This window comes from Acinetobacter sp. FB, from assembly GCF_056033405.1.
Genome location: NZ_CM148502.1, coordinates 2,836,939 through 2,860,191 on the forward strand (window position 1 = coordinate 2,836,939; position 23,253 = coordinate 2,860,191).

At 39.7% G+C, this 23,253-nt stretch carries 22 protein-coding genes; 11 read left to right on the plus strand and 11 right to left on the minus strand.

The window, feature by feature from the left end:
• Positions 1 to 14 precede the first annotated feature (14 nt).
• The 4 genes from AC0JIQ_RS13500 to cysM all read right to left on the minus strand — a co-directional run bounded on the left by AC0JIQ_RS13500 (position 15) and on the right by cysM (position 5,607).
• A complete protein-coding gene (locus AC0JIQ_RS13500; RefSeq protein WP_004664174.1) occupies positions 15 to 2,321 on the minus strand; it encodes a RelA/SpoT family protein in 2,307 nt (768 codons plus the stop codon).
• A 31-nt stretch (positions 2,322 to 2,352) separates the two neighbouring features.
• The gene (gene rlmD / locus AC0JIQ_RS13505; RefSeq protein ID WP_474201951.1) at positions 2,353 to 3,762 is read right to left on the minus strand and encodes a 23S rRNA (uracil(1939)-C(5))-methyltransferase RlmD; all 1,410 of its coding nucleotides are present in this window, start codon (positions 3,760 to 3,762) and stop codon (positions 2,353 to 2,355) included.
• Positions 3,763 to 3,771: 9 nt separating this feature from the next.
• Positions 3,772 to 4,593 (minus strand): 3'-5' exonuclease, encoded by an 822-nt coding sequence (locus AC0JIQ_RS13510; protein ID WP_474201952.1) that lies wholly within the window; start codon positions 4,591 to 4,593, stop codon positions 3,772 to 3,774.
• Positions 4,594 to 4,683: 90 nt separating this feature from the next.
• Complete coding sequence (gene cysM, locus AC0JIQ_RS13515; RefSeq protein WP_004664170.1) at positions 4,684 to 5,607, minus strand: cysteine synthase CysM; 924 nt, start codon at positions 5,605 to 5,607, stop codon at positions 4,684 to 4,686.
• A 149-nt stretch (positions 5,608 to 5,756) separates the two neighbouring features.
• On the opposite strand from cysM, the gene AC0JIQ_RS13520 reads away from it, so the two are divergent.
• From AC0JIQ_RS13520 to rsfS, 5 genes are all read left to right on the plus strand, one after another.
• Positions 5,757 to 8,567 carry a GacS-like sensor histidine kinase gene (locus AC0JIQ_RS13520; RefSeq protein ID WP_474201953.1) on the plus strand — a complete coding sequence of 937 codons (2,811 nt, stop codon included), beginning with the start codon at positions 5,757 to 5,759 and terminating at the stop codon, positions 8,565 to 8,567.
• A gap of 76 nt (positions 8,568 to 8,643) precedes the next feature.
• The gene (locus AC0JIQ_RS13525; protein WP_005164310.1) at positions 8,644 to 9,432 is read left to right on the plus strand and encodes a crotonase/enoyl-CoA hydratase family protein; all 789 of its coding nucleotides are present in this window, start codon (positions 8,644 to 8,646) and stop codon (positions 9,430 to 9,432) included.
• 18 nt (positions 9,433 to 9,450) lie between these two features.
• Entirely contained in the window at positions 9,451 to 10,317 is an 867-nt protein-coding gene (locus AC0JIQ_RS13530) for an NAD(P)-dependent oxidoreductase (RefSeq protein WP_474201954.1), read from the plus strand.
• 23 nt (positions 10,318 to 10,340) lie between these two features.
• The gene (locus tag AC0JIQ_RS13535) at positions 10,341 to 11,135 is read left to right on the plus strand and encodes a hydroxypyruvate isomerase family protein (protein WP_346511854.1); all 795 of its coding nucleotides are present in this window, start codon (positions 10,341 to 10,343) and stop codon (positions 11,133 to 11,135) included.
• A gap of 81 nt (positions 11,136 to 11,216) precedes the next feature.
• Positions 11,217 to 11,615, plus strand: coding sequence for a ribosome silencing factor (gene rsfS, locus AC0JIQ_RS13540; protein ID WP_004664160.1), 399 nt, complete (start codon positions 11,217 to 11,219; stop codon positions 11,613 to 11,615).
• A 40-nt stretch (positions 11,616 to 11,655) separates the two neighbouring features.
• Here the strand turns inward: rsfS and AC0JIQ_RS13545 are convergent, their stop codons facing one another.
• Both AC0JIQ_RS13545 and AC0JIQ_RS13550 read right to left on the minus strand, forming a co-directional pair.
• Positions 11,656 to 12,270 carry a hypothetical protein gene (locus AC0JIQ_RS13545; protein WP_474201955.1) on the minus strand — a complete coding sequence of 205 codons (615 nt, stop codon included), beginning with the start codon at positions 12,268 to 12,270 and terminating at the stop codon, positions 11,656 to 11,658.
• 12 nt (positions 12,271 to 12,282) lie between these two features.
• Positions 12,283 to 13,605, minus strand: coding sequence for an ammonium transporter (locus tag AC0JIQ_RS13550; protein WP_474201956.1), 1,323 nt, complete (start codon positions 13,603 to 13,605; stop codon positions 12,283 to 12,285).
• A gap of 262 nt (positions 13,606 to 13,867) precedes the next feature.
• On the opposite strand from AC0JIQ_RS13550, the gene AC0JIQ_RS13555 reads away from it, so the two are divergent.
• Positions 13,868 to 14,689: an SDR family NAD(P)-dependent oxidoreductase gene (locus AC0JIQ_RS13555; protein ID WP_474201957.1), complete on the plus strand. Its 822-nt coding sequence runs from the start codon at positions 13,868 to 13,870 to the stop codon at positions 14,687 to 14,689.
• A 59-nt stretch (positions 14,690 to 14,748) separates the two neighbouring features.
• Here AC0JIQ_RS13555 and AC0JIQ_RS13560 read toward each other — a convergent pair whose 3' ends face one another.
• The 4 genes from AC0JIQ_RS13560 to soxR all read right to left on the minus strand — a co-directional run bounded on the left by AC0JIQ_RS13560 (position 14,749) and on the right by soxR (position 18,852).
• Positions 14,749 to 16,203: an NAD(P)(+) transhydrogenase (Re/Si-specific) subunit beta gene (locus tag AC0JIQ_RS13560; RefSeq protein WP_004664155.1), complete on the minus strand. Its 1,455-nt coding sequence runs from the start codon at positions 16,201 to 16,203 to the stop codon at positions 14,749 to 14,751.
• 3 nt (positions 16,204 to 16,206) lie between these two features.
• Positions 16,207 to 16,530: a proton-translocating transhydrogenase family protein gene (locus AC0JIQ_RS13565; RefSeq protein WP_004664154.1), complete on the minus strand. Its 324-nt coding sequence runs from the start codon at positions 16,528 to 16,530 to the stop codon at positions 16,207 to 16,209.
• An 11-nt stretch (positions 16,531 to 16,541) separates the two neighbouring features.
• Positions 16,542 to 17,669: a Re/Si-specific NAD(P)(+) transhydrogenase subunit alpha gene (locus tag AC0JIQ_RS13570; RefSeq protein ID WP_474201958.1), complete on the minus strand. Its 1,128-nt coding sequence runs from the start codon at positions 17,667 to 17,669 to the stop codon at positions 16,542 to 16,544.
• A 697-nt stretch (positions 17,670 to 18,366) separates the two neighbouring features.
• On the minus strand, positions 18,367 to 18,852 hold the full coding sequence (gene soxR, locus AC0JIQ_RS13575) for a redox-sensitive transcriptional activator SoxR (RefSeq protein WP_346511850.1): 486 nt from the start codon (positions 18,850 to 18,852) through the stop codon (positions 18,367 to 18,369).
• A gap of 71 nt (positions 18,853 to 18,923) precedes the next feature.
• Here soxR and AC0JIQ_RS13580 point away from each other — a divergent pair, with 71 nt between their 5' ends.
• Positions 18,924 to 19,343 carry a RidA family protein gene (locus AC0JIQ_RS13580; RefSeq protein ID WP_474201959.1) on the plus strand — a complete coding sequence of 140 codons (420 nt, stop codon included), beginning with the start codon at positions 18,924 to 18,926 and terminating at the stop codon, positions 19,341 to 19,343.
• A gap of 20 nt (positions 19,344 to 19,363) precedes the next feature.
• Positions 19,364 to 20,563, plus strand: a complete 1,200-nt coding sequence (locus AC0JIQ_RS13585) for an MFS transporter (RefSeq protein ID WP_474201960.1) — start codon at positions 19,364 to 19,366, stop codon at positions 20,561 to 20,563.
• 156 nt (positions 20,564 to 20,719) lie between these two features.
• Here AC0JIQ_RS13585 and orn read toward each other — a convergent pair whose 3' ends face one another.
• Positions 20,720 to 21,274: an oligoribonuclease gene (orn, locus tag AC0JIQ_RS13590; RefSeq protein ID WP_034601948.1), complete on the minus strand. Its 555-nt coding sequence runs from the start codon at positions 21,272 to 21,274 to the stop codon at positions 20,720 to 20,722.
• A gap of 124 nt (positions 21,275 to 21,398) precedes the next feature.
• Between orn and rsgA the strand changes: the two genes are divergently transcribed.
• The 3 genes from rsgA to grxC all read left to right on the plus strand — a co-directional run bounded on the left by rsgA (position 21,399) and on the right by grxC (position 23,240).
• Complete coding sequence (gene rsgA, locus AC0JIQ_RS13595; protein WP_004664146.1) at positions 21,399 to 22,457, plus strand: ribosome small subunit-dependent GTPase A; 1,059 nt, start codon at positions 21,399 to 21,401, stop codon at positions 22,455 to 22,457.
• A gap of 94 nt (positions 22,458 to 22,551) precedes the next feature.
• Positions 22,552 to 22,968 (plus strand): rhodanese-like domain-containing protein, encoded by a 417-nt coding sequence (locus AC0JIQ_RS13600; protein ID WP_004664144.1) that lies wholly within the window; start codon positions 22,552 to 22,554, stop codon positions 22,966 to 22,968.
• An 11-nt stretch (positions 22,969 to 22,979) separates the two neighbouring features.
• A complete protein-coding gene (gene grxC / locus AC0JIQ_RS13605) occupies positions 22,980 to 23,240 on the plus strand; it encodes a glutaredoxin 3 (RefSeq protein ID WP_004664142.1) in 261 nt (86 codons plus the stop codon).
• Positions 23,241 to 23,253: the final 13 nt, after the last annotated feature.

Genomic DNA, 23,253 nt, shown 5'->3' on the forward strand with positions numbered 1-23,253 from the left:
AAATATAAATATCATCAACTGCCTTGAACCAATCGTCGTGCGCTGATAATGCCCGGCTGCTGCTCTAAACGAGCTAAAAGACGAGACAATTGCGCCAAACCTTTCACTTCAATCAACAACTTCATATTGGCAATCCCATCTGCCTCAGAAATCGTATTAACCTGACGAATGTTTATTTGATCTGAGAAAATCACTTGCGTGAGGTCTTTAAGTAGACCACGACGATCATAGGCTTCAACCACAATTTGCACGCTCTGACCACGCGTTGGCTGCATTTCCCAATCTGCTTCAACAGCACGTTCAGGCTCTTGTGTAGTCATACGCAAATAATCTGGACAAGCAACCTTATGGATACTGACACCACGATTTAAAGTGATATAGCCCCCAATCGACTCACCATGTACAGGTTGGCAACACTGTGCAATATGCAATTCAACATTATCCAAACCGTCAATCAAAATCCCATGCGCAGATAAGGTATGGCTGGCACGTGGATTTAAGGCAGGTTTTAAGACCAGTTCAGGCTCATCTTGATCCAAGTGCATCTGGCGATTCACTTGATTCATCAAGGCATGCAAACTAATATCACCACTGACCAAAGCAACTAAAATATCATCACCAGATTTCAGATTAAAGTGAGATGAATAGTCTTTAAGATCGATACTTTTAGGGTGAATTGCTAACCGTGCTAACTCTTTATTGAGTAACTCACGCCCCACCTCAACATTCTTACTACGATCTTGTTGTCTAAACCAATGCCGTAACTTGTCACGCGCACGAGCAGTTTTGATATAACCTAAAGAGTTCACCAACCAATCACGATTCGGTTCACGATCTTTTTTGGTTAAAATCTCAACCTGTTCACCCGTTTTCAACGTGTAAGTTAATGGCACATAACGTTGATTGACACGTGCTGCATAACACTTATTACCTACCTCAGTATGTACATGGTAAGCAAAATCTAAAACCGTCGAACCTCGTGGCAATTCTTTAATATCACCATCACGACTAAACACATAGATTTTTTCAAAATTTTCAAAATCTTGAATTTGATCTATACCGTTTGACTCTTCATCCTCGCCATGGGGTGTGGTTTCGGTACGCTCTTGATAATGTTCCAATACCGCACGTAAAGAATGTAGACGATGATTAAATGAATGATCGGTATTTTTTGCACCCTCTTTATAATTAAAATGCGAACAAACGCCCAGTTCGGCTTCGTTGTGCATTTCGAAGGTACGAATTTGTACTTCTAAAGATTTATTTTCAGCAATCACTGCTGTGTGCAATGAACGATAGCCGTTGGCTTTTGGATTGGTGACATAGTCATCAAACTGGTTCGGGATATGACGCCACAACTGATGCACAATACCTAAAGCGTGATAACAATCTGGTACACTTTTTACCAATACACGCACTGCACGAATATCATAAAGCTGATCAAAACTCAGATTTTTACTTTTCATTTTTCGATAAATCGAATAAATGTGCTTCACTCGTCCAGTGATTTCCGCCTGAATATGATGCATACCCAGTTCAGTCTTTAGCTTATCAATCACAAACTGAATATATTGCTCTCGCTCTAAACGTTTTTCATTCAACAACGATGCAATTTCTTTATAACGCTCAGGTGCTAAATAACGGAAAGCGAGATCTTCTAATTCCCATTTTAATTGTGCAATACCTAATCGATGTGCAAGCGGTGAATAGATGGTTAAAATCTCGCGTGCAACGCGTTCTTGACGTTCTTTACTTGCAGTGGCTAATTCACGTAAAGCATAAGTACGTTCAGCCAATTTGATCAAAACGACGCGTACATCTTCTGTCACTGAAATCAGCATTTTATAAATGCCGTTTAAATGCTCACGCTGATTGTTATTAAAATGATCTTCTAAACGTTTATTTTTTTCAATCAATTCAGAGAGCTTACCCATCGCAAGCGTGCCTTGTACAAGACCAAGCACCTGTTCGCCAAATTGTTGTTGAATATCCTCTAAAGTAATTAAACCTTCGCGCACACTTCGATATAACACTGCCGCTGACAATGTGTCTTCATCAACATGTAAATGCGCCAAAATATCAGCCATACCAATACCTGTACTAAAGGTATTGCTACGATGATGAACCGTGGTTTCTAATTCTTTTGCCAAGGTCAGCTCTGCAACTTTTTGAAGTTGCTTTAGCTCTGCCCCATCCAAAATATCACGCACTCGATCTAGCCAAGAGACCAGACCACTTTGCGCTTCAGCGGCATGTTCTACAGTCGTTTCCTCTGACAACTCATGGAGTCGTCCAGGTAACTGCTCACGTACTGTGACCATACCATTCTCCTCTGGATATGTAACTCATTCTCTAATCGTTTATTTCTTGGGTCTTTTCAAATTGCTCAATTTTTTCAAACAAGGCAATTGATTCAACATGCTCAGTATGGGTAAACATATCCATTACTGCCGCTTTTTTAAGTTGATAACCATATTGTGCCAGTACACCCGCATCCCTTGCCAGTGTTGATGGATTACATGAAACATAAACGATTCTTTTTGCTCCAAAATTAGGTACATATTGCATAACCTCAAATGCACCTGATCGAGGAGGATCAATTAATAATGCATCAAATCCCTGTTTTGCCCAAGAATGATGCGAAAAGTCTTTTGTTAAATCTTGTGAAAAGAACAGTGCCTGAGACAATTGATTTGCTTTCGCATTTTCAGTTGCCCGTTGTACCATCTCATCACTTGCCTCAACACCAACGACCTGACCTGTCTCACCAACACAACGTGCTAAAGGTAAGGAAAAATTACCTAGTCCACAAAATAGGTCGAGCACTCTCTCCCCTTTCTGTAAATCTAGCAATTCACATGCCAAGTGAATCATCTTTGCATTTACACCACTATTTACCTGAGTAAAGTCTAAAGGTGAAAATGCAAATTTAACCGCAAACTCATCCAGACTGTAGTGCAAACGCATCGGTGCTTGAGCATCATCAACACGATGTAAACTATCTGCGCCTTTAGGTTGCAAATACAACTGCCAATCCTTTAGTAACGCAAATTGACGTAATTGGTTGACATCCGACACATTTAATTCATCCAAGTGGCGAATCAATAAGGCTGTCTCGGTATCACCCATTGCTAATTCTATATGACCAATGTGGGCTTTGCCTGTTAGACTTTCGAGTAGTTTTCTCAACTCTACCAAACTTTCGGACAAACGCTGATCAAGTACGTGACACTGCTGAATTGGTGTTAAATGATTACTGTGATGTTCACGAAAGCCCATCACCAAACGATTTTGTTTAGCAATATAGCGAACGCCCACTCGAGCACGACGACGATAATCTATTTTTTCAGATCGGATTGGATCTAACCATTGTTCTGGTTGTAAACCAGCAAAATGTTGTAAATGTGACTTCAATACATTCTGTTTTAATAAAATCTGTTCATCTGGATGAATATGTTGCAAGCTACAGCCACCACAGACCCCAAAATGCGGACAAATCGGATCGACTCGTCCCACAGCCGCATCACTTTCTAGCTTAACCATATCCGCTTCTTCTAAACGAGAAGTTTGATTACTAATCTTGGCTTGTACTGTTTCACCCACGAGAGCATAACGAATAAAAACCTTCTTGCCATGCTTTTCTTTTGGATGATCAGGGTGCGTTCCATAATGCGCAATCCCTCGCCCCTCATGAGAAAAAGCTTCGATTTGAAAGGTATATATTGGATATTGAGCTGGGCGCTGTTTCGCTTTATGTTTCAAAAGATCAACCTAATTTTTTGGCGCAAACGTATTTGCGGTAAATACAGTATATTGCGATGTTTGTTGCCATACCTGTAAGAATTCTGTTTGTTGCGTTTGAGTTTGTAAATAATCGATCGTGGTTTGAAGCCAATGCTGATGATCATGTTGATTAAGCTGCCCTTTGAGCAACAACCAACGTAAATAGATCAACCATGTATTTAAAACATCACCTTCACAATAACTGGTCAGTTTTAACCATTGTTCAGTACGTACATACTCTGGCACATGATAACCAGTCTCACCACGTTTCCCAGGTAATCCTAAAAGGCAAGCAACATCATCAAGTTTTTGAAAATTTCGACCATTAAACATTGCCATCACATCCATCAAATCGAGATGACGATGGTGATAACGGTTTTGATAGTTATTGAAACGCTTTTGGTTATCAATTTCACCCTGATCGAATAAGCTTGACGCAGACAAACCATGATACATGGTGCGGAATAAAATCACAGGCAGATCAAATTGCGAACCATTCCAACTGATTAATGTGGGTTGCTTCTTATCAAAAATAGATAAAAATTTAGTCAACATCTCAGCTTCTGTATTTTGCTCCTGACTAAATGAAAAAAGTCGAACGCCTTTTTCATCAATCCACAAACCAGAAATACACACAATTTCATGCAAAGGTAGGCGTTGAAAATCCATACCAGATTCTTGACGGCGAATCTTAGTTAATGCTTGTTCAACATCGGCTTCAGGTAAATCAAGATGGTAAAGATGAGCACCGGCCTTTAAATCGGTTAGTGTCTCAATATCAAAAACTAAAATTGGAAAACGTAAATTCATCTTGAAATCTCTTCAAATCCCTCCCAACCCACCTTTTATAAAGGGAGGGTGTTCTCCCTCTTTTTAACAGAGAGGGATTAGGAGGAGATTTTAATCTTGAACTGAAAACAGCCCTGTTGACAAATAACGATCACCTCGGTCACAGATAATGCAGACAATTACAGCATCTGGATGTTCTTCAGCAATTTTAATTGACGCCCAAACTGCACCACCAGAAGAAGTACCTGCACTAATACCTTCAGTACGTGCTAACTTACGCATGGTTTTTTCTGCTTCGATTTGTGGAATATCAATAATTCGATCCACACGACGACGATCAAAAATAGTTGGAAGATATTCTTCCGGCCAACGACGAATCCCTGCAATGCTCGAACCATCAGATGGTTGTAAGCCCACAATTTGAATATCAGGGTTCTGTTCTTTTAAATACTTAGAGACCCCCATAATGGTTCCTGTCGTCCCCATCGAACTCACAAAGTGGGTAATTTTTCCGCCCGTTTGCTTCCAGATCTCAGGTCCAGTTGTGAGGTAATGCGCCTCTACATTGTCTGGATTACCAAATTGATTTAGGACAAAACCTTTGCCCTCAGCCTGCATTTGTAAAGCTAAATCGCGTGCGCCTTCCATACCTTGCTGTTGAGTCACTTCGATTAACTCAGCACCATAAGCCAACATTGCATCTTTACGTTCCTGACTCATGTTATTTGGCATGATCAACTTCATTTTATAACCACGCATGGCTGCAACCATGGCTAAAGCAATGCCAGTGTTACCGCTAGTGGCTTCAATTAAAGTATCACCAGGTTGAATTTGTCCACGCTTCTCTGCTTGAACAATCATGTTATAAGCAGGGCGATCTTTGACTGAGCCAGCAGGATTATTACCTTCTAATTTCGCTAATACGGTAGCTTGAGTATGACTTGCTAAACGTTGCAAACGCACTAAAGGGCTTTTACCGACATAATAGTCTAGTAAAAATTCATCTGCTAAAAAATCAGTTTGCGTATTCGTCATGATCGACACCGATATTAAGGTGGCGACTATTGTATGAAAAAATAAGAAATACTGCACCTTTTCACTATGCTTTTTATTGGCTAGCCAATACCTCTGATTTCGGCAAAGCATGATAAGATGTTTCACAGAATGATAAATCTGACCGCGCTATGTCAAATTTCAATAAAACCCTATCTAAACGCTTACGGCTCAATCATGCTTATGGACAATTGATTGCACTTATTTTAGTGCCAATCGCCGTTCTAACAGGAGTTGGTATTTTATGGGTTCTATCTGAAACAACTAGTGCAGCAAAACAACAACAATATTCAGATGCTTCTGCGATTTTAGCTCGCTACCATCAAACCGCAGAAAAATTACTACAACTGGTACAACAACACCCCGATCAATATGATCGCGCTCAAAACATTATGCAAAAAATGTTTGATGAGAAAAACTTACAACGTGCTGTCATTATTGATAACCAAGGGCAAACCTATCTCAGTGTTGGTTATCAAAATAATCGTTTTTGGCCAACTTTTCCAAATAACAGTAATTTTTTTGGTCCAATCGCACATAACCACAACAGCATCTATGGTGCAAAATTGGCTGGTGGTCATAACGAATCAATTTGGCTCATGATTGAATTAGACAATCAGCCACTTGAGTTAGCTCGTTATAAAATTCTATTAGCCTTGGTCGTGACTGGACTAACTACCCTATTACTTTTATTACTCTGTTTAAACGTATTTTCAAGAATTTGGCTTGCGCCACTCTATGAAATTCGCATGCAAATGCAACGCTTAAATGCAGATACACTTGATCAGCATATCGTGGTGAACAGTACAGGTGAGTTACGCTTACTCCAGCGTGATATTGCCAATGTAGTCAAACGTTTACATTTTAGCTTCTTGGAGTTGAAAGAGCATACTGAACAAACCGAAGAGGATTTACGTCGTACTTTAGATACACTCGAAGTCCAAAATATTACTTATCGTCAAGCACGTGACCAAGCGATTTCATCGAATCAATCTAAATCAGTCTTTTTAGCCAATATCAGTCATGAACTTAGAACACCTCTCAACAGTATTGATGGTTTTATTCACCTCTTGCTTCGTCAGCAAAACTTAAGTAATGAACAGAACCTGTATCTTCAAACTATTCGTAAATCTTCAGCTCACCTTTTAGCACTCATTAATGATGTCCTCGATTTTTCTAAAATTGATGCGGGTAAATTAGAGCTCGAAACAGCGCCATTTGATTTGGAAGAAGCTATTTTTGATGTGATGGATATGCTTTCTCCGCTCGCAGCGCAAAAACATATCAATATGGCATTTTACTACGCTGAGAATATTCCACAGCATGTAGTTGGCGATGCCTTACGTTTTAAACAAATTCTGACCAACCTCATTTCCAACGCCATTAAATTCACTCCAGATGGAGAAATCATCGTTCGTGTACGCATGGAAGATGATGATATTGGACAATGCCTATTACATTTCAGCGTTCAAGATAGTGGTATTGGTCTCAGTGGTACCGACCGTAAAAAATTATTTGAATCATTCTCTCAAGGCGATGCTTCCGTTACTCGTCAATTTGGTGGTACAGGATTAGGCTTAGCAATTTCTAAACAACTTGTTCATTTGATGCATGGTCAAATTGGCTTTGAAGACAACCAAGAACGTGCCCCAACAGAAAAAGGTTCAACCTTTTGGTTTACGGCTTCATTTAAAGTGGATGAACAAGATGAATTTGTTGAGCATCCACATTTTGATCATTTACAAGTGGTCTCTTACCTTGCCCATCCTGCCACAGCGAGTGTGCTTCGTTCATATTTAGAAAACTACCGTGTCTCACATATCGAAACACAATCAATTTTGGATTTATTTAGTCGTCTGAATCATTTAAATCAGCAAGAAAATACATGGCTCATCGTTGACCATAGTGGTGATACAGAAGCACTACTCAAAGAAATTCGTCAGCGTTACCAAGGAAACTTAGCCGTTTACGGTTATCAAATGAGCCTTGACCCGAACATGCTAAATGAATATCGTGCGCGCCCGCTCTATCAACCGTTGAGTCGTCGTGAACTAGTTCAGTTATTGGGAAATCAACCTATCTTTGAGCCTGAACCAGAAAACTTTAATGGTCAAGGATTACATATACTTGCTGTAGACGATCATTTACCTAACCTGATTGTACTAGAAGCATTACTCGGTGAATTGAACGTCACAACCACGAAAGCGCTCAGTGGGCAGAAAGCGATTGATATCATTCAGGCACGTATACAACAAAAATTACCGCCATTTGACTTAGTCTTTATGGATATCCAAATGCCAGTGATGTCAGGAATCGATACAACACGAGCAATTCGTTCCTTAGAGTCAACTTTAGATACAGGCATGCAACTTCCGATTATTGCACTCACTGCACATGCTCTAGCAGACGAGAAGCAAAAATTACTCAAAGTTGGTATGAATGATTACGTAACCAAACCGATTCAAATGGAACAAATCATTCAAATCTTAACGCACTGGACGAAAAACAATTTCTCTTCTCAACCAGCAAATGCGGAACAAAAACGTTCGACTGAAACGATTGATCCTCAAATTTTGAATTGGCAACAAAGCGTTCAACTAGCAGCGAATAAAGAGGATCTAGCACAAGACCTATTGAATATGTTGGTAGACAGTTTCGATACTGAACTTGCTGAAATGCAACAATTGATTGAAATGGAAGACTTCCCTCAACTGGAACATGTATTGCACCGTCTATATGGTGCTACTCGATACGTAGGAACACCGAATTTGCAACAGGTTTCTGGCGAGTTTGAACAATTCGTTTCAACCCTGCGTAAAGAACGACGTAAAGCAGATGACGGCTTTATTCGGGAAACAAATTATCGCTTTAATGAATTAAATACAGCCATTGAACAGGTGCGACAAGCCGCAAATCTCATCTTACACGCCCATGACATTTAATGTGACTGCGGTGTCATGTTTCAGGTTAAAGACTCATGCTATGCTGCCCCAATCAAACACAATAAGAGTATGGTAAATGGCACTTTTACGCGTTGAAAAGAACAATGGGATTGCAACCGTTTCCTTAAATCGACCAGATAAACGCAATGCAATGAGTTTTGCTTTATTAAAAGAACTGGTTGCAACAGCTAAAAAAATTGAGAAAGATCGTTCAATTCGTTGTGTCATCCTCACGGGTGAAGCACAAGTATTTAGTGCTGGTATCGACTTATCAGATCTAAATAATCCAAAAAATACAGCATTTGCGGCATGGGAACTGATCAAACCTGGACAAAGCTTATTTCAAAAAGCTTTTTTAATTTGGCAAAATTTGCCTATTCCAGTTATTGCAGCGATCGAAGGTTTTTGCTTTGGTGCAGGAATGCAGCTTGCACTCGCAGCGGATATTCGTATTGCGACTCCCACTACTAAAATGTCGATTATGGAAAGCCGTTGGGGCCTAGTACCTGACATGGGTTTAACACGCTCATTAAAAGGGCTGATCGGCGTTGATCTAGCCAAAGAACTAACGCTGACTGCGCGTATCTTTGACGCAGAATACGCTAAAGAAATTGGTCTAGTGACACATTTAGATCAAGATCCATTAGCCAAAGCAAACGTGATCGCCCAAGAAATCTTACAGCGCTCGCCAGATGCAATTATGGCAGCGAAGCGAGTATTGGATGCAATGGAACATCAACCTGAAAAGGCTTTACGTTTAGAAAAACTGTGGCAGCTTAAATTACTTTTAGGTAAAAACAGTAGCCTTGCACGTAAAAAAGATAAGAATCCAGAAATTCAATTCTTGCCGCGCCAATATAAATAAGCACGAGGATAAATTCACATGCATGCGAATCAACAAACACCTATCGCGTTCTTAGGTATGGGTTTAATGGGTACACGTATGGCCTCTCGACTTCTTCAAGCTGGTTATAATGTAGCTGTATGGAATCGAAGCCAACATGCATGTGAAGCACTTATTCAACAAGGTGCAACTCAGTTAGAATTAGACAAGATTGCGAAATACCCTGTTATTTTAATATGTTTAGCGGATGATCAAGCTGTTCAAAGCGTTTTCGATCAAATCCAGCCCTATTTAAAAGCAGAGCAAGTGATTGTTGATTTTTCTAGCTTGTCGGTAACCGTGACACAACAATTGGCGCAATTTGCCCAACAGCAACAAGTGACTTGGATTGACTCACCTGTTTCAGGTGGGACTATAGGGGCAGAACAAGGTACATTGGTCATTTTTGCTGGTGGCGATGAACACACCATCCAAGCACTCGAGTCTATTTATAAAGTCTTATCACAACGTGTTACCCGTATGGGTGAAACAGGGACTGGGCAAGCCACCAAAATTTGTAATCAATTAATTGTTGCAGCAAATAGCACTTTGATCGCAGAAGCTGTTGCATTAGCAAGCCAAGCAGGCGTAGATACCAACTTACTTGCCCCTGCTCTCGCGGGCGGTTTTGCAGATTCTAAACCATTTCAAATTTTAGCTCCTCGTATGGCAACCCATACTTTTGAGCCTGTGCAATGGAAAGTGCAAACCTTGTCCAAAGACCTTAATAATGCATTAAAACTTGCTCATAGTTTTAACCTAAATATACCTGTTGCACAAAAAGCTCTACTACAGTTACAAGCCCACCAAGAAAACGGCTTTGCTGATAATGATTTAGCGACTATTATTCAATATATAGAGCAATAATAATTGATTGAAGGAGATTGAATATGAGCCATCTTGCAGTCAATTTGTCGATGATTTTTACGGAAGTCCCTTTGATTGAGCGTTTTGCTTTAGCTCATGCACATGGCTTCCAACATATCGAAATTCAGTTCCCATATGAATTAGAAATTTTTGATATTCAAACTCAGCTTGAACAATACGATCTTTCCCTTTGCCTCATTAATGTGCCTGCTGGCGATTTAATGCAGGGCGGTAATGGCCTAGCAGGTATTCCTGGAAAAGAAATTGAATTTCATCATGCCCTTATGCTTGCAATTCGTTATGCAAAGGCACTGAATGTTCCTCGAGTCAATATTTTAGCAGGTAAACAGCCTCAAGATGCTGACCTCTTACCTTGTTTAAATACCTTAGCAAGCAATTTAAAACTTGCTTGCCACATGCTCACTGAACAAAGTATTGAACCCGTTTTTGAAATGATTAATGGCACAGATATGCCACGCTTTCTAGTTCAGAATATTGCTCAAGCCCAAGAAATGCTTGAAGTCGTCAACCATCCTGCTTTAAAGATGCAATACGATTGTTACCATATGGCAATGATGGGCGAAGAGATTTTGGCTGGATTACAGGAAAATTTACATCAAATTGGACATATCCAATTCGCCGATTATCCAAATCGACATGAACCTGACACAGGAAATATTCCCTATAAGCAAATTTTTGACTGGTTACGTCAAAGTGACTATCAAGGTTATATTGGTGCGGAATACCGACCAAAAACTCAATCAGATCAATCTTTTGCATGGAAAGGAAAGTACTTTTCCAATGACGTGAATACATAAACTGTTACTGCTGAAATTTGAATTTTATAGAGAAAAACGGTATATTTGACGATGAGCAATTGTCAGGAAAATATACCCTCTATGAATTTAGAACCATCGCCCAGCGCTTCTAATTCTCACGACCTAAAAATCAAAACAGCAAACAAAGATGTACATGCTTGTTTAAAAGTTGTACATGAAGCCCTTACTGATGTAAAAGCCAAAGATATTCTAGAACTTGATGTAAGTTCTATTAGCAATGTTGCCGATGCAATTGTGATTGCAAGCGGAACATCTACTCGTCATGTCAAAGCACTTGCTGACAATGTTGCTGATGAAGCACGTAAAGCAGGTTTTCGCCCAATTGGTGTTGAGGGTGAACGAGACGCTGAATGGATCCTAATTGATCTAGGGTTCGTTGTTGTACACGTTATGCTACCTACCGCCCGTAAGTTCTATGACTTAGAAAGTTTATGGCGTGCACCAGAATCAGTAGCGTAATGCTCAAAAAAGCGACCCAAATTGGTCGCTTTTTTTATATTCATAATAACTGTTTTAAATCAATTTCAGGATATTGTTGCTTCACTGTATTCTTAATCTGCGCATAAAGCTGATCAGCTTTATTTGGCCCATAAAAATCACAATAAATAGCATAAAAAATTGTAATCAATTCCGCATAGAATGCTTGAGGTATTTGCTTAAGACAATTTTTTTCTGAACCATCAATAAATCGATAAGCAGCCAATAAGCGATGCTTTTTCATTTTTACCCCCAATTCATCTACGAACTCTAAATAATCATTCCGATGAACTGACTTTAAAATTGTGATAATAAAATCATAAAAAGCTTGAAATAAATCTACAGGCTGCTCTTCTTCCGCAATCACCACATCTTTATCTTCTTTAACCTCAAGATGTTGTTGCTTTTCAACAATCGATATTTCATGCAAGACCTGACGCAACATGTCTTTGCGGAGCAACCGCAACTCTTGTGTTGTACAAATTTCACTTAAAAAACGGTTTAATACAAAAGAAGGCTGATGTCCATATTCACTTTCCCAATACTGCAAAACACGTTGCAAAACGGTATCTGGCAAAAATTGGGATAATCCTTTTGTGACTGCCTGCTTCTTTTGTTCAATTGTCAGTTCAACCATAGCGATCACCCCTTAATGCCGATGAGTGATGTTTTCAGTCTCAAAAGTCACATCTCTTTGAAACTCAGGATAAGATAACTCCGCATGTTCAGTGTAGTCCAAACCACGTTGTTCATGTTGTTGTGAAACTCGCAAACCACCCAAGAGCTTATCAAGTAATTTAAACATAATAAAAGATGCACCAAATCCCCAAATCAATGCAGCCCCCACACCTAAGGCTTGAACAAGAATAATATCTAAATTAAATAGTGCTTTTTCAAAGAAAATACCTGCGGCTAATGTCCCCCAAGCACCACAAACACCATGAACAGTCACTGCATCCACGACATCATCTAATTGCATCTTTTCTATAAATTGTGGAACAAAGGTAATTAATAATCCCGCAATTGCTCCTGTGATAATCGCAAACGGCGGTGACATTGTGGCACATCCTGCCGTAATTGCGACTAGACCTGCTAATGAAGCATTAATCGTATGACGCATCAAAACTGCTTTTGATTGAAGCAGTGCAAGAATCATGTAAGTTGAAGCCGCAGCACACGCAGCAAGATGTGTATTCAGTGCGATACGCCCAATACTAACACTGGCTGCAACGGTTGAAGCGGCATTAAAACCAAACCAAGCAAACCACAAAATAAAGCCTCCTAATGCAACGAGAGGTAAGTTATGTCCTGCTAAAAAATGGCTTTGCCCTTTGCGACCAAATCGACCTAAACGTGGTCCTAACACGATAATGCCTGCGAGTGCCACCCAACCACCAATTGAATGCACGACTGTTGAACCTGCAAAATCAATAAAACCCAGAGCTTTTAACCAACCATCTCCACCAAACAATCCTCCCCAAGCCCAACTTCCAAATATCGGATAAATCACGCCACTGACAAAGATTGCACTTACCACATAGGCCACAAAATGTATTCGCTCCGCCATCGCACCACTTGCAATCGTGGTTGCTGTTGCTGCAAACATCATTTGGAAAAACAATAAATTCCAATGCCAGTCATCTAATTGACTCGGCATAAAATATCCCCACCCTATCCAGCCTGTTTGATTTAAACCGAACATCAAACCAAAACCAAATAGCCAAAAAATGATGCCACCTATACAGGTATCCATATAATTTTTCATAAGAACATTAACGGTATTCTTACTACGAACAGATCCACTTTCAATTAAAGCAAATCCTGCTTGCATAAAGAAAACTAAAATTCCACCAACAACCACCCACACGCTATCCAAGGAAAGGCGAATTTCTTGAATATTAGGTGCAGTTTCGGCAAAAGTAGCGGAAGAGAGAAACAACAGAATTGGCAAAATCAATACGACATTTTTCATATAATTCCCCTAAAAAGAACAAGAAATTAAATGCAAAGAGAATGCCAAAACAAACTTCATTTATTCAAAAAATTTATTGGTTTATATTTATCTATCATAAAAAAACGATTTAACATTCATATTGATGATTAAAGTTTTTTACTCAAAGCACAAAGATGAACTATTGGTAATTTTAAAAAATTGACATGACAAATTGTCAGATTTAACGCACTATAACACCATCTTAGAACTCGGTTAATAAAAAGTATCACAGGAGTAACACATGAAGGTCTTGATTACAGGTGCAAATACAGGAATTGGCTTTGCTACAGCGGAACAATTGGTCAAACAAGGACAGCATGTCATTCTTGCCTGCCGCAATCCTCAAAAAGCACAAGCTGCACAAGTAAAATTACGTAAACTTGATCAAGCACAAGTAGACTTAGTTTCACTTGATTTAAATAGTCTTGAACAAACCCGAAAAGCGGCAGATCAAATCGCAGATCAATATGGCAATCTAGATGTTTTAATTAACAATGCTGGTCTTTTTGCCAAAACCAAGCAACTCACCGCTGATGGATTTGAACAACAATTTGGAGTGAATTATTTAGGACATTTTCTTTTAACTCAAAAATTACTCCCAGTTCTAGAAAAAGCACCTAAAGCCCGAATCGTACACCTTGCTTCAATTGCACATTGGGCGGGTTCAATCAAACCAAATAAATTTCGTGCTGAGGGTTTTTATAATCCACTGTTTTATTATGGCCAGTCTAAACTTGCAAATCTATTGTTCAGTAATGCACTAGCAGAAAGAATGGCAAACAGCACAATTACCAATAATGCTTTACATCCAGGTGGTGTTGCATCAGATATCTATAGAGAACTCCCTAAACCAGTATATGAAGTCATGAAACTAGGTTTAGTACCCACTTCTGTTCCTGCAAAGTTGATTACACAAATGGCGACTGGCGATGAGTGGGCAAAGCGTAATGGAGAATATGTCAGTGCTCATATGCCAGACTGGAAATCACCACATGCTAAAAACCAACAGCTTGCGCGCGATCTTTATACTCAGTCTATGGATCTTGTAGAAAAATATCTTTAATTAAATCGAAAATAAAAAAGCCACCCTTGGGTGGCTTTTACAATCTTAATGAGGTCAGATTAGTGACCACCACCATTGATTGCTTTCGTCATATCTTCCACAACTTTCTTCGCATCACCGAAGATCATCATAGTTTTTTCGTTATAGAACAAGTCATTGTCTAAGCCAGCATAACCTGTTGCCATAGAACGCTTGATCACCATGATAGTACGAGCTTTATGCGCTTCAAGGATCGGCATACCATAGATTGGTGATGTCGGATCATCTTTCGCCGCAGGGTTAACTACGTCATTCGCACCAATTACAAGTACTACGTCTGTTGCAGGGAAGTCTGAGTTAATCTCATCCATCTCTAAGATGTCTTCATATGCAACATCAGCTTCAGCAAGTAATACGTTCATGTGACCAGGCATACGACCAGCAACTGGGTGAATCGCAAAGCGAACTTTTACGCCCTGCTCTTTTAAGATTTCACACAATTCTTTAACCGCATTCTGTGCACGACCTTGCGCCATACCATAACCTGGTACAATCACAACACTGTCTGCATTTGACATCAGGAAGCCTGCGTCATCTGCTGAACCAGAACGGTGATTACGTTGAACTTGCTCACCTTTATCTGCTGATGCAACTGCTGCACCACCCATCGCACCACCAAACAAGACGTTGATGATTGAACGGTTCATCGCCTTACACATGATGTAAGAAAGAATTGCACCAGAAGAACCTACAAGTGAACCCGCAACGATTAACATATTGTTTTCAAGTGTGAAACCAATACCTGCCGCAGCCCAACCAGAGAATGAGTTCAAGAGTGATACCACAACTGGCATATCACCACCACCTACTGGCGCAATCCATACCCAGCCAAATGCAAGTGCAAGTGCTGTCATTGCCCAGAATGCAGTCATGTTACCCGTAGTGAAGAAGTAGAAACCACATGCAAGCATCGCAATAAAGATTGTTGCTTGAACTGGTTTAACCCATGCACCAGAAATTGTTTTTGCCCATTTCTTCGCAGCCAATTTACCGTAAGCAAATACCGACGCAGTAAATGTAATCGCACCAACGAAACAGCCAACAAACAATTCGAATAAATGAACTGGACTCATATGTGCGTGTTGAACACCAGCAGCAGTTAAAGCAGCTTCATTTTGTTCAAACAATACATTGAGTTGGTTGTTGTGCAGAATCGCAGCAATCGCAATTAATACCGCAGCTAAACCGACGAGAGAGTGCATCAATGCAACCGTCTCAGGCATTTGCGTCATTGGAACTGTTTTCGCACGTGCGATACCAACAACAGCACCCAATACCATTGCACCGCCAATCATCCAAACTACTGGATGTTCAGCAACAAAGAAGGTTGTTACTACAGCAATCGCCATTGCGATCATACCGTAGCGGTTACCTGCAATTGCAGTCTTAGGGCCAGACAAGCCACGTAAAGTTAAGATAAAGAGGACAGCACCAATCAGGTAGAACCAATCCGCATAGTCTCGAATAAATTCCATTGCTTAGCCCTCTTTTTTCTTTTGCTTCGGCTTGAACATTTCAAGCATACGAGCAGTTACAGCAAAGCCACCAAAAATGTTGATACTTGCCAAGAACACAGCAACAGCACCTAAGATGCTTACAACATTTACACTTTGGAATGCTACATTGGCATCAACACCAATTGCAGGCATACCTACAGTCTGGATCATCGCTCCAACCACAATAATTGAAGACAACGCATTCGTTACTGCCATTAATGGTGTATGTAACGCTGGCGTTACACCCCACACCACGTAATAACCTACGAAGATGGCAAGGACGAAAATTGTAATCGTTTCAACCATGAGAACTCTCCTTAACCGCGCTTGAGCAGTACTTGACCGCCATGAGTCACGAGTAACGCTTTTTGGATTTCTTCTTCTGGATTAATCGCAAAGTTTTTGTCTTTGTCGAATAATGTTTCAAGGAAGTTAAAAACGTTACGTGCATACAATGCAGATGCTTCCGTTGCAACTGTGCCTGGAATGTTTGGAATACCCAAAATTTTCACACCATTTTCAGTAACAACAGTTTCGCCTTCTTTAGAACCTTCAACGTTACCACCCGTTTCAACTGCCATATCTAAAATGACACAGCCCGGTTTCATCTTGGCAACAGTTTCAGCTTTGATCAGGCGCGGAGCATTACGACCCGGAATCAATGCAGTCGTGATTACGATGTCAGCATTTGATACAGCTTTATCTACAATCGCAGCTTGATCTTTGATGTATTGCTCACCCGGCTGCCAACCATAACCGCTTTTCGCAGCTTCAGCAGCACGTTGTTTTTCTTCGTCTGACATTGGTACGTCTAACCATTTACCACCTAAAGACTCAACTTGTTCTTTAGCAGTTGGACGTAAGTCAGTTGCTTCTACAACTGCACCTAAACGTTTTGCAGTCGCAATCGCTTGAAGACCAGCAACACCAACACCCATGATCACGACACGCGCAGGTTTTACAGTACCCGCAGCCGTCATTAACATTGGGAACATACGTTGATATTCAGCCGCAGCTAACAATACAGATTTATAACCAGCCAAGTTTGCTTGAGAAGAAAGTACGTCCATGTTTTGTGCGCGTGAAAGCGTACGAGGAAGTAACTCTAAAGCAAAAGCAGACACTTGCTGAGTAGCAAACTGGTCTAGTTCTGGATTGCGGTAAGGGTCAAACATAGCTATTACAGTTGTATTCGCCGCAAGTTTTTGAATTTCGTTACCGCTAGGAGCACGTACCTTCAAAATAATTTGGCTGCCTGTATAAGCATCGTCCGTAATAGTTGCGCCAACTTGTTCATAAGCACTGTCAATATAGGCTGCTTTAACACCAGCGCCACGTTCAATGACAATACTATGACCTGCGTTAATCAACTTCTTAACTGTTTCTGGTGTTGCCGCTACACGACTTTCACCTGCAACAGTTTCGGTTGGGATTCCGATCTGCATGAGCGTTCCTCAAGCTAGTTTTTCTTAAGTAAACATCGCGAGTAGCAATGTTTCCCCCAGGAGTATTCTTTGTTGAATTTTGGATTCTAATAGAACTTTTTTAAAATTCCACCCAATATTTATTTAATAAATACCTATATTTTGAACTGATGATTCAGATTAATGTTTACAACTTGTATAATCAGCATGTTTGCCTGCTTATAAGTAAAAACACTTTATCTTTATATACTATATGAGTAAGTCTGATTATTTAGACAAACTCACCAGCTCACTGTCTTTTTCAGTCCTCAACAACAGATAAAAAAGTAAGGTATAAATAACAAATCAGGGCTTTATTGCATCAATGACTCATAATCAATACAAATTACTTATCTGGTTTAGATATTGAACGTATTGTGATTTATAAATCATTCGAATCTGCATCATAATCATGCAATTAATCGGTGGGATTGGCTTCTTAGAACATTTATAGCGTTTTTAGAGCGACTTCGATCAAATTTTTACAGATAAAATCATCGATTAGTAAAGACTAAGCAAATCATTCAAAATGATCCAAAGATGCGTATAGCGATCAATGAAGATAATTATCAAAAATAAATGTAAAAATTTTAAATGGCATTTTTTCAAGTGATATTTGTATGATTTTGTCTAATCAAATCCTAAAAATTGCACAAAATTAGTGCAATAAAATCATCTTTTAAAATTCTGACTCATTTTTTTGATTCATTAAAAATAAAATTTCTTGAAAATGTGCACCCATTGCCTCCTCTGCCAGACAATCTTCAGGATTTCGCAAAGGACATTGCTCCAAAGACAAACAACCACAACCGATACATTGATCCAATTGTTGGCGTAACTGCAACAACATCATGATTTGCTGATCCAATTGCCCCTGCCACTTTTGTGACATGATTTGCCAATCTTTTTTCGTAGCCACTTGTTGCTTTGGTAAGATACTCAGCGTTTGTTTTATTTGTTTTAAACTGATCCCAACCTGTTGAGCCGCTTTTATAATTGCAATTCGCCTAAGCATCGCACGCTGATACCTACGCTGATTTCCCTCCGTTCTAGTACTCCAAATCAGATCTTTTTCTTCATAAAAACGAATCGTTGGAACACTTACGCCGCTACGTTTTGCAAGTTCTCCTATGCTAAGCCACGTTTCTGGCGAATATTGCTTCAAAATTTTCTTGACCTCTAGTTAACTTGAGCTTTGATACTAGCACATATCATATTTTATAAAGATGTACTGGAATGAATAAAATAAATAATCAAGCCTTTCAAATAATTAATCCTGAAGCGCTCTACCATCCTAAAAGCAATGGATATAGTCATATTGCTGTTGTGAAACCGAATATGCGAATTATTCATCTCGCGGGCCAAGGTGGAGAAAATAAAAATGGTGAACTTTCACCTTTTTTTGACCAACAGGTACAACAAGTCTTCTATAATATTCAACAGGCTTTAGCCTCAGTTCAAGCAACACTTTCAGATATTGCCGTGTTACGTGTTCTGATTGTTGATCATGACGCTCATAAACATCAGCTGGTGATTAAAACAATAGTGGATCTTTGGAAAACTCATGAATTCCCTGTTTGTACACTTATTCCAGTCACAGGCTTAGCATTACCAGAAATGCAAATTGAAATCGAAGCGACTGCGTATACTGCCTAAAAACCAGAGAAGAGAATATTATGTCAAACACCCCAAATATTAGTCAAAATAAAGCCTTACTCTGGTTTATGGCAGCAGCATGTGGTTTATGTGCAGGTGCAAACTATTATAGCCAACCCTTAATTCACTCCATTCAGCAATTTTTTGCGGTTACAGAGGGGCAAGCAGCTCTGACTGTAACTTTTGCTCAGGTTTCTTACGCGCTCGGCTTGCTCTTTATTGTTCCAATGGGCGATGTCGTTAATAAGACCAAATTTATTCCGCTCTTAATGGCATTATGTGCAGTAGGCCTATTTATTTGTGCTTTCTCTGTGAATCTACCAATGCTTTGGATTGGTACAATTCTAGTTGGACTATTTTCTGTCGCTGCTCAAGTTTTAATTCCACTCGCAACCATGACTGTTGAACCAGAAAAAACAGGTGAAGTTGTGGGTTTTCTCATGAGTGGTTTATTAGTTGGTATTTTACTTTCCACAAGTCTTGCAGGGCTCTTTTCAAATTTGTTTCATTGGAAAGTCATTTATGTGGTGAGTGGTATTTTAATGTTGATTTTGGCTTATGCACTTAAAAGTCGACTCCCATATGTTATGCGAATCAAAATGGATTACAGACAAATTTTTGTCTCTATGGCTGAATTATTAAAACAAGAAAAACGTTTGCTATTACGTGCATTGACAGGTGCTTTTGCATTTGCAGCAGTCAGTATTTTGTACTCAACGATTGCGTTATTGCTCACAGCAGCACATCACCTTCCTGACCTTGTGATTGGAATGGTTAGCCTAGTCGGTATCTTCGGCGCATTATCAACTCAATATATAGGTCGCTACGCTGACCAAGGTTATACCAAACAATTAACTTGGATCGGTTGTGGCTTGTTCATCCTCAGTTGGATTTGTTTCTATTTTGGACAAACTTTTCTATTCAGCTACATTCTTGGATTTGCGGTTATCCAATTGGCTTTAGCGCTTGTCCATACCAGTAATCAAAGTATTATTTTCCGCTTAAGACCTGATGCAAAATCTCGAATTAATGCCATATATATGACGGCGTATTTTACAGGCGGTGCTTGTGGCTCTGCACTTGGGATTTTTTCATGGAATCATGGTGGTTGGACAATGACTTGCCTCGCTGGAATAAGTCTTGTTTTTGCCTGTATGCTTTTTAGTTTATTGGATAATTACTTAATTTATAAAAATGAAAATACTGCAAATAATTGCTAGGCTTCAAACTAAAATCACTTATCAATCAATGCATACTAACAATATCTTTGAGCATCAAAAACGCCCCCAAAAACAATCAGCTTAATGCTCATTATTTTGGGGTTACCATTTTATTAGCCAATATCACAGCTAACTACTTTTGAGAATCAATGACTTTTAATGATTCATAATAAAAAAGTATTCACGGTAATATTTTAATTCAGCAATCGAATCACGAATATCGTCCATCGCCAAATGTGAGGCATTTTTCTTTAAACCACTCATGATTTCAGGTCTCCAGCGTTTCGCTAACTCTTTCACAGAAGACACGTCTAAATTACGGTAATGGAAGAATTGTTCTAACTCTGGCATTAAACGATGCAAGAAACGGCGATCTTGGCAAATCGAATTACCACACATCGGTGAAGATTTTGGATTGACCCATTTCTTTAAGAACTCAAGTGTTTGCTGCTCTACATCTTGTGCATTCAACTTGCTACGACGTACACGTTCGATTAAACCAGATTGACCATGTTGCTTGGTATTCCACTCATCCATTGCATTCAAAATGAGATCTGATTGATGGACAGCTAGAACAGGCCCTTCAGCTAAAATATTAAGGTTGTCATCTGTAATAATTGTTGCGATTTCAATAATCTTGTCGTTATCCGTATCAAGACCTGTCATTTCAAGGTCAATCCAAATTAATCGTGTATCTGGGGTGCTGCTCATAGATGGCGATTCTAAAGGGCTTAAAAACATCAATAGTAGCAAATTAATTACATCTTGGCTGTAATTCTATAGTGGCTTCATGCTATTTTTGCGGTCTTCAAAGTGTGGATTTTTTGGGACATGAATGGCTTTAATTCGTAAGCGTCGTTTAACTGAACAACAACAGCGTCGTATTGAGAAACAACACAAATCACGTCAAGACGACATTGATACATCGCAAGATTTAGATGGACTGGTTGTTCAGCATTATGGTCGTCAACTCGAAGTGCAAGCCTTATCGGTTCCAGAACAACATCCTGAAAAACCACAAATTGCCGAAGGCGAACCAGAGCCATTCTGGAAACCAATCGAGTTAGATAGTATCTGGCGCTGTCATACTCGTACTAATTTAGAACTATTGGTTACAGGTGATCGAGTCAAGTGGCAAGCAGATCCAAATACGGGCTTGGGTATTATTACTGCGATTTATCCAAGACAATCATTGCTCACTCGACCAGATCGTTATCATAAAGTTAAACCTGTTGCGGCAAATATTAGTCTGATTGTGATTGTATTTGCACCGTTACCAGAACCCGCTCCAACATTGATTGACCGTTATCTAGTGGCCTGTGCCGATGCCAACATTCCTGCCTTATTGGTACTCAACAAATCAGATTTACTGACTGACAATGATCCTATTCTCACAATGCTCAGTGAGTATGAAACTTTGGGTTATGAAACTCTGATTTGTCATTCTCGTGGTGATCTATCTGAGTTATCTACACGTTTGGATAATGAGACGGTAGCGTTCGTCGGGCAGTCTGGTGTCGGTAAAAGCTCGCTCATCAACACCATCGTTCCAGATGCTGCACAGAAAACCAATGTGATTTCCGAAAATTCAGCACTTGGTCAGCACACCACTACCTCAACTCGTTTGATTAAATTTGGAACAAACGGTGCGCTCATTGATTCTCCTGGAATTCGCGAATTTGGGCTATGGCATCTTAGTTTAGAAAAGGTACGTACAGGTTTTCCAGACATCGAAGCACATTTAGGGCTGTGTCAGTTCCGTAACTGCACCCATACCCATGAGAAAAATTGTGCCCTAAAACAAGCGGTTGATGCTGGCGAAATTTTGCCACGTCGTTTAGACAGTTACCTACGCCTCATTGACGAGATTCAAGAAGCGCAGCAAAAAAGTTAGTTTTCTTCAAGTTTTGCCCTTGAACTAACATTTTTGATCACCATAGAGATAAGTTATACTCAGGGTCAATTTTGATTTTAACTTTAGGTGACTTGTGGAACGCTGGTTAGAGTTTATGGGGAATCACCCCTTCTTGTTTGGTGCGCTCGGCGTGTTAATTGTGTTGTTCTTTATTTTAGAAGGACAACGTAATGGCCGTAAAATTTCACCACAATCACTTGGTATTTTGGTCAAGGCAAAAAATGCCATGTTGATCGACTTACGTGATGCGAAAGATTTCCGTGATGGCCATATCAGTGGTAGTCAAAATATTCCATATAGCCAAATCACTAGTCACATTGATGAGTTAAAAGCAAGTGATCGTCCATTGGTATTTATTTGTAACTTAGGGCAAGTTGCAGGCTCTGCATTGCAAAAAGTTGCTCATACGGATAGCTATCGTTTAGATGGTGGTATCAGCAACTGGAAAGCTCAAGGCTTACCTTTAGTGAAAAGTAAAACCAAAGCTTAAGGAGAGATGAAATGACAACCTCAAACGTCACAATTTATTCAACGCTTTCTTGTCCATATTGCGTACGCGCAAAACAATTATTGGAGCGTAAAGGCGTTGCTTATAAAGAAATTAATCTTTCCAACGAAGCCCCTGAAGTTCGTATTGAGTTAATGCAACGTACCAATCATCGTACTGTGCCTCAAATTTTTATTAAAGATCAATTTATCGGTGGTTTTGATCAACTTTATGCTTTAGAGCGTGAAGGTAAACTCGACCAATTATTAGCTTAACAACACTCCAAGA